10 protein-coding genes are annotated in these 12,527 nt (G+C 62.0%); 5 read left to right on the top strand and 5 right to left on the bottom strand.

Translation table 11 applies throughout. The features are described from left to right. Positions 1-100: 100 nt before the first annotated feature. The 4 genes from AB6O04_RS03160 (at position 101) to gorA (ending at position 4,658) form a co-directional block, all read left to right on the top strand. Positions 101-589, top strand: coding sequence for a peptidylprolyl isomerase (locus AB6O04_RS03160; protein WP_368562257.1), 489 nt, complete (start codon positions 101-103; stop codon positions 587-589). A 104-nt stretch (positions 590-693) separates the two neighbouring features. After that, positions 694-1,950, top strand: coding sequence for a DUF418 domain-containing protein (locus AB6O04_RS03155; protein ID WP_368562255.1), 1,257 nt, complete (start codon positions 694-696; stop codon positions 1,948-1,950). Positions 1,951-2,049: 99 nt separating this feature from the next. Continuing rightward, positions 2,050-3,312 (top strand): NAD(P)/FAD-dependent oxidoreductase, encoded by a 1,263-nt coding sequence (locus tag AB6O04_RS03150; RefSeq protein WP_368562254.1) that lies wholly within the window; start codon positions 2,050-2,052, stop codon positions 3,310-3,312. Then, complete coding sequence (gorA, locus tag AB6O04_RS03145; protein WP_368562252.1) at positions 3,309-4,658, top strand: glutathione-disulfide reductase; 1,350 nt, start codon at positions 3,309-3,311, stop codon at positions 4,656-4,658. The genes AB6O04_RS03150 and gorA overlap by 4 nt, the downstream gene beginning before the upstream one ends. 373 nt (positions 4,659-5,031) lie before the next feature. Here gorA and AB6O04_RS03140 read toward each other — a convergent pair whose 3' ends face one another. The 5 genes from AB6O04_RS03140 to AB6O04_RS03120 form a co-directional block, all read right to left on the bottom strand. Beyond that, positions 5,032-6,189 carry an iron-containing alcohol dehydrogenase gene (locus AB6O04_RS03140; RefSeq protein WP_368562250.1) on the bottom strand — a complete coding sequence of 386 codons (1,158 nt, stop codon included), beginning with the start codon at positions 6,187-6,189 and terminating at the stop codon, positions 5,032-5,034. A 10-nt stretch (positions 6,190-6,199) separates the two neighbouring features. Then, entirely contained in the window at positions 6,200-7,597 is a 1,398-nt protein-coding gene (locus AB6O04_RS03135) for an aldehyde dehydrogenase family protein (protein ID WP_368562247.1), read from the bottom strand. 129 nt (positions 7,598-7,726) lie between these two features. Next, on the bottom strand, positions 7,727-9,094 hold the full coding sequence (locus AB6O04_RS03130) for a glutamine synthetase family protein (protein ID WP_368562245.1): 1,368 nt from the start codon (positions 9,092-9,094) through the stop codon (positions 7,727-7,729). A gap of 55 nt (positions 9,095-9,149) precedes the next feature. Further along, a complete protein-coding gene (locus AB6O04_RS03125) occupies positions 9,150-10,643 on the bottom strand; it encodes an amino acid permease (RefSeq protein ID WP_368562243.1) in 1,494 nt (497 codons plus the stop codon). A gap of 35 nt (positions 10,644-10,678) precedes the next feature. After that, positions 10,679-11,497: an N-formylglutamate amidohydrolase gene (locus AB6O04_RS03120; protein ID WP_368562242.1), complete on the bottom strand. Its 819-nt coding sequence runs from the start codon at positions 11,495-11,497 to the stop codon at positions 10,679-10,681. Positions 11,498-11,601: 104 nt separating this feature from the next. Here AB6O04_RS03120 and AB6O04_RS03115 point away from each other — a divergent pair, with 104 nt between their 5' ends. Then, a complete protein-coding gene (locus tag AB6O04_RS03115) occupies positions 11,602-12,519 on the top strand; it encodes a MurR/RpiR family transcriptional regulator (RefSeq protein WP_368562240.1) in 918 nt (305 codons plus the stop codon). The last annotated feature ends 8 nt before the right edge of the window (positions 12,520-12,527 follow it).

The raw sequence follows: 12,527 nt of genomic DNA, 5'->3' as shown, positions 1-12,527 counted from the left end.
GGATAATGGTCGGTCTTCATCGGGCGCATCTTCGCCTCAATCCATCGCGGCCTACAAGCCGTTCCTGCCTGCCCAGCGGCAGCCTATTACAGAGTCCAGTATGAAAATCGCAAAAGACAGCGTCGTCCGTTTCCATTACTCCGTATCCGAGCGCACCGCCCACGAACAGGAGCCGCTGGAAACCTCCAAGGAACGCGAACCGCTGGCCGTGCTGATCGGCCACGGCAACATCATTCCTGGCCTGGAAAACGCCATGCAGGACCGCGAAGCCGGCGAAAGCTTCGGTGTGGATGTCGCAGCGACGGATGCGTACGGCGAGCGTCGTGAGGGTCTTACCCAGCGTGTGCCGAAGAAGCATTTCGGCAACCAGAAGCTCACCCCGGGCCAGCAGGTCATCCTGCAGACCAACTTCGGCCCGCGCGCGGTAACCGTCGAGAAGATCGGAATGAGCGTGGTGGATGTGGATCTGAACCATCCCATGGCCGGCAAGGACTTGCATTTCGATGTGGAAATCGTCGATGTACGCGAAGCGAGCAAGGAAGAGCTGGAGCACGGCCACGTGCACGGCGACGGCGGCCACCAGCACTGACCGATTTCCCGTATGTAGTCGCTGCAACGGCCCGGGTATCGGGCCGTTGTCGTATTCGGTCGCAGGTGCCGTGATCTAATCCGGAAAACCGCCAGGGGCAGGCAATGGAGCCATCGCAAATTCAGAATCTATCGCCGATCGCTCCTGCCGAGCGTATCGGGACGCTGGATGTGCTGCGTGGCTTCGCCTTGCTGGGCATCCTGCTGATGAATATCGAAGGGTTCGCCGGGACGCTGGTCGGTGCCCTCACCGGCCTCGATCCCACGTTGACCGGCGCGGATCGCTGGGTGGACGCGGCGATCTACGTGCTGATCCAGGGAAAGTTCTACACCTTGTTCTCGCTGTTGTTCGGCATGGGATTCGCGGTGATGTCGCAACGTGCCGAGGCGACGAAGCGTCCGTTCGCGGGGATGTACTGGCGTCGCGGTTTGGTCCTGCTGGGCATCGGGCTGATGCACGCCTTGCTGATCTGGGCTGGCGACATTCTGGTGACGTACGCGCTGGTGTCGTTCCTGTTGCTGGCCTTTCGCCCCACGCCGCAAAAATGGCTGCCATGGTTGGCGGCAGGCGTCTATCTGCTGCCGGTGGCTTTCATGGGAGCACTCGGTCTGCTCGGCACGCTGATGCAGCTGGAGCCTACGGCGGCCGCGGAATGGAGTAAGTCCATGGCCGAACTCGGCGGGCAGATGGAAGCACTGCGCGAGGGCGAACGGCAGGCCTACAGCGTCGGAACCTTCCTGCAAGCGACGGTGCAACGCGTCGAGGACACCGGGTTCATGCTCGGCAATCTGCCGGTGATGGGATTCTCGGTGCTCGGCATGTTTTTGCTGGGTAGTTGGTTCGTGAAGAGCGGGGCTATTGCGCGGCCGGAGCAGCATTCGCCTTTGTTCCTGCGGCTCCGCTGGCTGGCGTTGCCAGTTGGCTTGGTGGCGATGCTGGGCGCCTATGCGCTGGAACCCACGATGGATTTCGTCACCTTCAACATCGCCACGGCCACCGCTTTCGCATTGAATGCCTTTGGCAGCGCGCTGATGTGTCTGGGGTACATGGCCTGGATCGTGCGGGGCCTGCAGTCGCCGCCCTGGAAGCGATTGTTGCAAGGGTTGGCGCCGGCTGGCCGTATGGCGCTCAGCAATTATTTGCTGCAGTCGCTGGTTTGCACATGGATTTTCTACGGTTATGGTTTGGGCTACTTCGAACGGCTTCCGCGCGCGTGGCAGGTGCCGTTCGTCGTGGTGCTGTTCGCGGCGCAGGTGCTGCTCAGCCATGCATGGCTGAGGCGCTATCGCTTCGGTCCGATGGAATGGCTGTGGCGATCACTGACGTATTTGAAGCTTCAGCCAATGCGAGCAACACGCTGACAAGATCGCCCGCTCGTCGTGGTGTGCGGACTCGCAACGCGTGGTTGCGGCAACACAGCATCTCATCCCAAAGCGCGTGACACGCTCTAAACTGCGCAGGTGAGCGCTCAAACCACTCCATCGCAGGACGACATACTAATCATCGGCGGCGGCGCGATCGGCCTTGCCACCGCTTTGGCGTTGTTGGAATCCGGTCGTGGAGTTCGCGTGCTGGAAGCCGGCAAGATCGGCGGCGGCGCCTCGCATGGCAACTGCGGCACCATCACTCCCAGCCATGCACCACCATTGGCGGCGCCCGGCGTCGTCGTGCAGGCGCTGCGATGGATGTTCGTGCCGGATGCGCCGCTTTACCTGAAACCTCGAGTAGATCCCGCGTTGTGGCGCTGGCTCGCGCGTTTTGCCGCGCGCTGCAATCTGCGCGATTGGCGCCAAAGCACTTCGGCCCGGTCCGTGCTGCTCAACGACGCACGAGTTCGTCTGGTTGACTGGGTGGAGCGTTATGGACTGGACTGCGAATTCGAACAGGAAGGCCTGGACTATGTCTTTCGCGAATCACGCAATTTCGAACGCTATACCGCCGAATGCGAAGCCTTGCGCGAATTCGGTATCGCCAGCGAGATAATCGCCGGCCAGGAGTACGAACGTAACGAACCCGCAATTTTGCCCGGTGTCGCCGGCGCCATCCGTTTTCCTGGTGACGCACGCCTGCGGCCGGACCGCTATGTCGCCGAACTGGCGCGGGCGGTGCGTGAGCGTGGCGGCGTCATCGAAGAACAATGCACAGTAGAGCGTCTGGACCCGCGGGAAAGCGGCGTTATCGTCGACACGGTGCTGGGGGTTCGCCACGGCCGCGATGTGGTGATCGCACTCGGCGCATGGTCGGCCCCATTCGCCAAGCCACTGGGTTTAAAGCTGCCCATCCAGCCCGGCAAAGGCTATTCGATTACCTATTCGCGGCCTGCGCTGGTGCCGCAACGCCCGATGGTGTTGAAGGATCGCTCGGTGTGCGTGACCGTGTGGGACAGCGGTTTCCGCTTGGGCAGCACCATGGAGTTCTCAGGGCCCGACACCACACTCAATACCACCCGGCTGGCCGCATTGGAGCGTGCCGCGCGCGAGTACCTGCGCGAACCGGTGGGTGAAGTAGTGCAAGAGCGCTGGTACGGCTGGCGACCGATGACCTACGACGATCTTCCGCTACTGGGGCGCGTGCCGAATCATTCGCGACTGTGGCTTGCTGCCGGCCATGGCATGCTGGGAATCAGCATGAGCACTGCAACGGGACAACTGATGGCGGATTTGATCAACCAACGCGCGCCGGCCTTCGATCCTGCGCCTTATCGCGTGGAGCGCTTCGCATGAGCGATTTCGACCTGATCGTTGTTGGCGGTGGTTCCGGCGGCTTGGCGGGCGCATTCCGCGCGGCGGCGCACGGCGCGCGCGTGGCGCTGCTGGAACCCGGCGAACTCGGTGGTACTTGCGTCAATGTGGGTTGCGTGCCGAAGAAGGCGATGTGGCTGGCGGCCGAGCTGTCGCAGCACATCACCCTGGCGGGAGAACTGGGATTCGACACGCCGGCGCCAAAGCTGGACTGGCGCGAATTCATCGTCCATCGCCAGCGCTACATTGCCGGTATCCACACCAGCTATCGCAAGCGTCTGGATGAGAACGGCATCGTGTGGATGCCGTGCCGTGGCCGACTGATCGACCGTCACACCGTCGAGAGTGAAGACGGCACTCGGCTGACGGCGCAGCACATTCTGATCGCCACCGGTGGCCGGCCGCGGCGCCCGGCCGTGCCGGGTGCGGAACATGGTTTGGTCTCGGATGACTTCTTCAATTTCTGCGAAGCGCCGCCGCGCGTGGCAATCGTGGGCGCTGGCTATGTGGCTGTGGAATTGGCCGGCGTGCTGCAGGCATTGGGCAGCCAAGTCGAATTGTTCGTGCGCGGCCAGAGATTGCTGGATAGCTTTGAGCCCGACCTGACCGCCGAGCTACTGGAGGATACGAAGCAGCATGGCATCCATGCGCGCTTTGGCTATTCGCTGGCGGGTGTGGAATCGACCGCTGACAATGGCGTCGCGCTGATCAATACGGCGCAAGTGCGCAGCGAGCGCTTCGACTGCCTTATCTTTGCCACCGGGCGCAGCGCGACCACGGCAGGCCTGGGGCTGGAGCTTGCAGGCGTCGAGCTGGATTTATCGGGTTATATCCAGGTGGACGACTATCAGAACACGACGGCGCCCGGTATCTACGCGGTTGGCGACGTCACCGACCGACCCGCATTGACGCCGGTCGCGATCGCGGCGGCGCGCCGGCTGATGGATCGGGTCTTCGGCGGCAAGCCCGAAGCAAAGCTGGATTATTCGGATATCGCCACGGTGGTGTTTTCGCATCCGCCCATCGGCAAGATCGGGCTGACCGAACAGGAAGCACGGGACCGTTACGGCAACGCCGTCGCAGTTTACCGGACACGCTTTCGCCCCATGCTGCACGCGCTGGCCGATTCGCCGCAACGCAGCCTGTTCAAGCTGGTTTGCGTGGGCCCCGAAGAGCGCGTGGTGGGATTGCATCTGCTGGGCGAGGGCGCCGACGAAATCCTGCAGGGCTTCGCGGTGGCGATGAAGAAGGGCATCACCCTGTCTGATCTGCACGACACCGTGGCCATTCACCCGACCAGCGCGGAAGAAGTGGTGTTGATGCGGTAGGTCTGGTGTAGAGCCGAGATGCTGTGTTGGCGGTCAACACGTTATGGCAGGAACATCGGTATAGCGTCCTTGTGGGAGCGACGTGAGTCGCGACGTTGATCTTCCCGGTCGCGGCTCACTGGTGCCGGCATGCCGGCACCACTCCCACAAGGGACATGTCCGCGTTTGTAGAGCGAGCTGCGCCCCGCGATAGGAATGTGTCAGTAGCGGTGAGGCCGTAGCAACGGCAGGCAATACCGAATACTCGCTTGAAAGATGCTTCTTGTGGAGCCGAGCTTTAAATTCTTGGTCCGGAGCAAAAGCAGCGGAGCAAGCTCCGCTCTACGTTAATGCTGGCGGCCAACCCGCTTTGGGTTGTCACGGGCTGGATGTATCACACACGCCCCACCAATGCCGCGTCCAACACCTTCGCCGCTGCCGCCGCGTCGAACTTGATCGGATTCCCACCCGCCGACGGATCCGCTTCGGCCATCGTCGCAATCTCGCCGGCGCGGTTTCCATCCACGCCGAACTCCGGCAGCGTATGCGGCACGCCTAACTGCGCGCGCAGCTCCAGGATCCAATCCAGAAAACCGACGAAATCCGTACGTGGCAGCTGCAGGTAAGCGGCCAGTCGCGCAATGCGTTCCTCAATGGCGCTGCGATTGAACGCCAGTACGTAGGGCATGAACACCGCATTGGTCATGCCGTGATGAGTGTCGTATAGCGCGCCGATCGGATGCGACAAAGCATGCATGCCGCCCAGGCCTTTCTGGAAGGCGGTGGCGCCCATGGCGGCCGCGGTCATCATGTCGCCGCGTGCGTCGATGTCGTCGGGCCGCGCGTAGGCGCGGGGCAGGGCGTTCTTCACCAGGCGCATGCCTTCCAGGGCAATGCCGTCGGCCATCGGGTGATAGCCGGGCGCGCAATAAGCTTCCAGGCAGTGCGACAGCGCGTCCATGCCGGTGCCGGCGGTGATCCGCGGCGGCATGCCCACAGTGAGTTGCGGATCGCAGATCACCGCGCGCGGCATCATCTTCGGGTGAAAGATGATCTTCTTGGTGTGGGTTGTTTCATCGGTCAATACGCCGGCGCGGCCCACTTCCGAACCCGTGCCCGCGGTGGTGGGGACTGCGATGATCGGCGCAATGCCGTCCGGATCTGCACGTGTCCACCAATCACCGATGTCTTCGAAGTCCCAGATCGGCCGCGATTGTCCGCTCATGAAAGCGATCAACTTGCCGGTGTCCAGTCCGCTGCCGCCACCGAAAGCCACCACGCCGTCATGGCCGCCGTCGCGATAAGCCAACAGACCATCGTTGAGGTTGGCTTCGACAGGATTGGATTTGAGATCGGCAAACAGTTCGGCGTCCAATCCCGCCGCGCGTAAACCGGCAAGCGCGCCGATGGTGATCGGCGAAGACGCCAGACCGGCATCGGTGACCAGCAGGGGTTTGCGGATGCCATTAGCCAGGCAGACCTCGGCGAGTTCGGCGATACGGCCGGCGCCGAAACGGATGGCGGTGGGGTAGTTCCAGTTGGCGCGAGTCATGCAGAACCCCTTAAGAGGTGATCTCGTGGCGAAGATGGAAGGATTTCGGGCGGGTCAGTGTTTCGTAGCCCACGCGCGACAGCGTGGCGCCGCGCCCGGTATGTTTGACGCCGGTCCACGCCAATGCGGGGTCCAGATAATCGCAGCGATTCATGTAGACCGTGCCGGTGGCGATGGCATCGCCGAGGTCTTCCGCCGCTTCCAGATCGCGCGTCCAGAGCGAAGCAGTCAGGCCGTAGGCGCTGTCGTTCATCAGCTTCACCGCTTGCTCGTCGTTCTCCACCGCCATGATGCCGACAACCGGGCCGAAGCTTTCCTCGCGCATCACCGACATCGAATGATCCACATCGATCAGGACCTGCGGTGCCAGATACGGTGTGCCGATGGCGTCGGCAGTAAACGTGGTCGCGTCGATCAGTGCACGCGCGCCATGGCCGATGGCTTGCGCAATCTGCGCGCGTACAAAATCAGCACTGGACGCCTTGACCATTGGCCCTAACGTGGTGGCTTTGTCCAATGGATCGCCCAGCACGTAGGTGCGCGTCAGTTCGGCGAAGCGTTCGACGAACTCGGAGTACAACTTCCGCGCCACGTATATGCGTTCGATGCCGCAACAACTCTGTCCCGAATTGAAGAAGCTGCCGTCCACCAGGTTCTCGACGGTGAAGGCAAGATCGGCATCGGCACGTACATAAGCGGGATCCTTGCCGCCCAACTCTAGGCCCAGTCCCAGGAAATGGCCGCTTGCGGCGCCTTCCATCGCGCGTCCGCCTTCCACCGAGCCGGTGAAATTGACCTGTTGCACCCGGCCCGACCCAATGACGCGTGCGGCTTGGTCGTGATCCAGCAACAGATTGCGAAACAGACCAGGCGGCAGTCCCGCTTCTCGAAATGCCTGTTCGAAGCGCTCACCGACCAGCAAGGTCTGGGTGGCGTGCTTCAGGATGACCGCATTGCCTGCCATCAGCGCAGGAATGATGGAGTTGACCGCGGTCAGATACGGATAATTCCAGGGCGCGATTACGAAGACGGTGCCCAGCGGTTCGCGCCGGATGTAACGGCGGAAGCCGGACTTCGGTTCCGGATGGATATCAGCCAAAGCCGATGGCGCGATATCGATCATGTGGCGTGCGCGTTCCTCGAAGCCGCGCAGTTCGCCGGCACCGTAGCGCACTGGGCGACCCATCTGCCAGGCCAGCTCCGGCGCGATTTCTTCCCGCATCGCCAGCATCGCATCGACGGCGGCATGGCAATACGCCGCGCGCTCGGCCAGCGGTACCCGCTTCCATGCGCGCTGTGCATGGCCCGCGGCGTCTAGCGCTGCGGCGACCGTCTGGTCGCTGGCGTAATGGCGTTCCGCATAGACGCGGCCATCCACTGGGGAAATCAGTTTTACTTCGTTGGTCATGCGTTTCCTTCGTGCTGGAGTACTTTCCCTGTGGGAGCGACGTGAGTCGCGATGAAGCTTTGCCGATAACGCCCTATCGCGACTCACCGGTGCCGGCATGCCGGCACCACTCCTACAAGGAGCTGCTTTTCAATACCGCTCAAAACCGCGCCGGACTTCCCAATCGGTCACCCGCCGGTCGTACTCGAATTGTTCCCATTCGGCCGTGTGGACGTAGTGATCGACCACTTCATCGCCCAGTGCCTTGCGCAGCATCTTCGACCCACGCAACGCATCGGTGGCGTCGCGCAGCGTCTTGGGTACCTCGGGGAGTTTGTCGCCGTGGTAGGCGTCTCCATCATGCGGCTTGCCGAGTTTCAGTTTCTCGTCGATGCCGGCCAGCCCCGCGGCGATCAGTGCGGCGTAGGCGAGGTAGGGGTTCAGGTCGGCGCCGCCGATGCGGCATTCGATGCGGATGCCTTTGCCGCCTTCGCCGCATAGGCGGAAGCCGGCCGTGCGATTGTCGACGCTCCAGATCGCCTTGGTCGGGGCGAAAGTGCCTGCCTGGAAGCGCTTGTAGGAGTTGATGTAAGGCGCCAGGAACCAGGTGATGTCGCGCGCGTACTTCACTTGGCCGGCCACCCATTGGCGCATCAGCTCGGACATTCCGTGCTCGTCCTTGGGGTCGTGGAAATTCGGTTTGCCGGTCTTCGCGTCCCACAACGAATTGTGGATATGGCTGCTGGAACCTGCCAGGTCGTATTTCCACTTGGCCATGAAGGTGATCGATTTGCCGTACTGCATGGCGATCTCCTTGCAGCCGTTCTTCATGATCGCGTGGCGGTCGGCCATTTCCAGCGCTTCGGCGTAGCGCACGTTGATTTCTTCCTGTCCGGGTCCCCATTCACCTTTGGTGTTCTCCACCGGAATGCCGGCCGCCTGCATCCCGCGCCGCATCGCCCGCATCACCGGCTCTTCGCGGGTGGTCTGCAGGATGTGGTAATCCTCAATGTAGTAGCCCGCGGTCTTGGGATTGCGGTAGTCGCGCGCATTCAACGCTTCGTAGGTTTCGTCGAACAGATAGAACTCCAGTTCCGAAGCGAACATGCCCACATACCCACGTTCCTTCAAACGGGCGATCTGTTTCTTCAATATCGCGCGCGGGCTGTGCGGCAGATCATTGTGGTGGTGATCCAGTACATCGCAGAGCACCAGCGCGGTGCCTTCCAGCCAGGGTATGCGGCGCAGTGTGGTTAGGTCCGGCTTCAGCGCGAAGTCGCCATAGCCTTTGTCCCAACTGGCCGCGGCATAACCCGGTACCGGCTCCATGTCGATGTCGTCGGCCAGCAGATAGTTACAGCCGTGGGTTTCGTCGTGTGCGCTATCCAGGAAAAACTCGGCCTGGAAGCGCTTGCCGATCAGTCGTCCCTGCATGTCCACCATGCAGGCCAACACGGTGTCGATGCTGCCGTCCGCGACGGCGCGCTTGAGGTCGGCGAAGCTTAGAGGTGCGGTCATGAGTTCCATCCGTCGTGCCAAAGAGGCGGTGGCGCAGTGCCACCGCCCGATTCGATTAGCGAGCAGCAGCTTTCTCTTTGTGCTCCAGCGCGAACTCCTCTTCCGGCGAAAGGATCAGCCGGTGCCTGCCGCGTACAGCAAAGTACAGGATGCCGATGACGAACCAGATCGCCACCCAAAGCACCGCTTGGCGATAGACCGGATCGGTCAGTTGGTAATACAGCGTGGCGACCGCGATGATCATGGTCAACGCAGCGCCGAATATCCCGAATGGACTGCGGTAAGGCCGATGAATGTGCGGTAGCTTCTTGCGCAGCACGATGAATGACAGCGCCTGCATGAAGTAGCTGAACATCGCACCGAATACCGCCATGTTCAACAGCGTCGCACCGATAACGGCCCCGCCGCGATCGGTGCCAAGGCCAAACCACAGGGCGAACATCACCGCCAGCGCGACCAGTGCACCAAAAATCATCGCCACGTACGGGGTCTTGCGCGTGCCGTGCGTTACGGAAAGCCCGGGCGGGAAGTAGCCCGCGCGGCTCAGTGAGTAGACCTGTCGACCCTTGGCGAAAATGATGGTGTGGAAGCTGGCCACCAAGCCCAGCACCGCCACCAGCGCGAGCAGGCTGGCGATGCCTTCGCCATAGATGGCCTTGAAACCGTCCAGCAACGGTTCGCCGGAGGTGGCGAGCTTGAACGAGCCGATGCCGGCGACGGCTGGATTCAGCCACATGATCATGAAAGCGGACACGATCAAGGTAAACATGCCCAGGATGATGCCGCGCGGCATGTCGCGCTTGGGATCCACAGATTCTTCAGCAGCCAACGGCAGTTGCTCGATGGCCAGGAACAGCCAGACCGCGAACGGCAGCGTGGCCAGTACGCCTTTCCAGCCGAAGGGGAACCAACTGCCGCCGCCATCGGGCAGTTCGATGGGCTTACCATCCGGGCCCGCCCCGATATTGAGCGCCCAGCGATTGAAGTCGATATGCGGTAACGCGCTGATCCAGAACGCCACCAGACAGCCCAGCGCCAGCAAGGTCACGACCAGCGTGATCCGGAAAGACAATTCCACGCCGATGATGTTCAAGCCGATGAAGACAACGTAGAAGCCGATCCACCACAGCGGCTGCGCCGCATCGGGCGTGCCGAATATTCCTCCCATGTAGCTGCCGATGAAGAACACGATGACCGCCGGCGTGAGTACGTACTCCACGTTTTCCGACAGGCCGGTCAAGAATCCACCCCAAGGCCCCATTGCCGTGCGCGCGAAAGAATAGGCAGCGCCGGTATGCGGTAGCGCGGGGCTCATCTCGGCGATTGAGAAGGTCAGGCCCAAGTACATCACCGCGATGATGATGCCGGCCACCAGCATGCTGCCCCAGCCGTTGCTCAAGCCCAGGTTCCAACCGGAAAAATGTCCGGAAATAACCGCGCCCACCCCGAGCGCCCACAACGACCACACGCCGGCATATCGTCGCAAGCCGCGTTTTTCGAAGTACGCCTGATCGACCTTGGTGTAGCTGATACCCGATTGCTGAGACATGTAAATCCCCTTGCGGTGGTTACAGCGATGGACGGTTAGCTGCGTACAGTGGCCTCCTGGCCTGCAGTGGCATCTTGGAATGCGCGCACCAGCAGCGGCGCCAGGCGGTCTGCCCAGGCGCGCTGGTCGGATGGTTCGGAAATCAGATCGTTGCGGACTTCGATCATCACGCAGGGTAGGCCATGGGCTTCGGCGTGGCGGTCGAGCGTGTGGTAGACGCCGTTCTCCGGCGCATAGGGTTCGTTGTCGCCGATGTCCAACGAGGCGTCGCTTGCGCGCAATGCCGCCAGTAATGGATCGGCCATTCGGCGGTCGCGATGCGAAAGCACGCCGATTTTCCAAGGGCGCGCATGGTCGCGATAGACAGGCGTGAACGAATGTATGGCGATGACCGCAGTGGGCCGTTGCTGTTCCCGGCGCTTGGCGATCATTTCGGCAATGGCGTCGTGGTAGGGCGCGTAGATGCGGTTGCGGCGACGCCGGCGTTCTTCAGCGTCGAGGCTGGTATTACCCGGGATCGTGGTGTTTTCGCTGGTTGCTGGGATGGAATCGTGTGCGTCCGGGTGGCGATTGACGTCCAGCAGCAAGCGGGAAATGGTGGGGTGCAGCAGTGGCGCGTCCAGCGCTTCGGCCAGATGTTCCGACAACGCCAGCGCTCCTATGTCCCACGCGATGTGGCGCAGCAAGTCGGCATCCGCCAAGCCGAGCCCTTGGTAGTGCGGTGGGATGTAATGGCTGGCATGGTCGCAGGTAATGACGAAGGCGCCACCGCGGCCCGCACCCACGATGCGCACCGTGCTCTCGTCGTGCGTCGCTTCAGTATTCGTCGCTTCGGAATTTACCGCGTCCGACATGGCTGTTTGCCGCCCTGTAATGAAAAGTACAGAACATGAAGAGATTGCCTTTCCTGAAAAAAGTCTAACAATTGGAGCCAATTGTCAACTGGGACGTGAAAGCCATGCGGACGGTGATGGAGAGATTGCGCGACGGACTGGACGGTTTTCCCGCCACGGAGCGGCGGGTGGCGCACCGGATTCTGGCCGATTACCCGGTCGCCGGGCTGCAAAGTGCGAGCGACCTGGCCCGCGATGTGGGGGTGAGCGCGCCGTCCGTGCTGCGGATGGTGTCACGCATGGGGTTCGCCTCGTATCCGGATTTTCAGCGGGTAATGCGCGAAGAACTGACCGCCCAACTCAGCTCGCCGCTCAGTAAATCGCCTGCCGCGACGCGCCGGCAGATGGGTACGACGGTAGCGCCACGCCTACAGAAATTCGTCACTGTGTTGGAAGGCAATCTGCACGAAACCTTTACCCATCTACCCACCGCCGAGTTCGACCGGGTAGTGCGGTTATTGGCCGACCGCCGCCTGCGCCTGCACCTGATTGGCGGTCGTTTCACCGATGCACTGGCCCGCTATTTGTCGGCGCAGTTGCGCATCGTCCGTCCTGGCGTCAATCACCTGGAAGACCAGGAAGACAACTGGTATGACCAGGTGTTGGATATGGGCAAGCGAGATGTATTGATTGTGTTCGACATCCGCCGCTACCAACCCAGCTTGCTGCGGCTGGCTGAAGCCGCCGCCAAGCGTCAGGCCCGATTGGTGCTGGTCACCGATCAATGGCTGTCGCCGATTTCCCGGCTGGCGGCGCATGTGCTGCCGGCCCGGGTGGCGGTCCCATCGGTTTGGGATTCCAGCGTGGCATTGATGGCGATCGTGGAAGCCTTGTTGGCGGAGGCCACTCAGCTGGATTGGGAATACGGTCAGAAGCGGATGCGCGAACTGGAAGCGGTACGAGACGCGGCACCGTCATCCGCCAAAGCCGTAAGCGCGGCGAAGAAAGCGCCTGTTCGCCGAGGGGCTGCCGGCAAGCGCTAAAATATTCG

The sequence above is a fragment of the Pseudoxanthomonas sp. UTMC 1351 genome (genome assembly GCF_040948865.1).
Classification (GTDB): Bacteria; Pseudomonadota; Gammaproteobacteria; order Xanthomonadales; family Xanthomonadaceae; genus Pseudoxanthomonas_A.
This window is presented reverse-complemented; position numbering and strand designations above follow the sequence as displayed.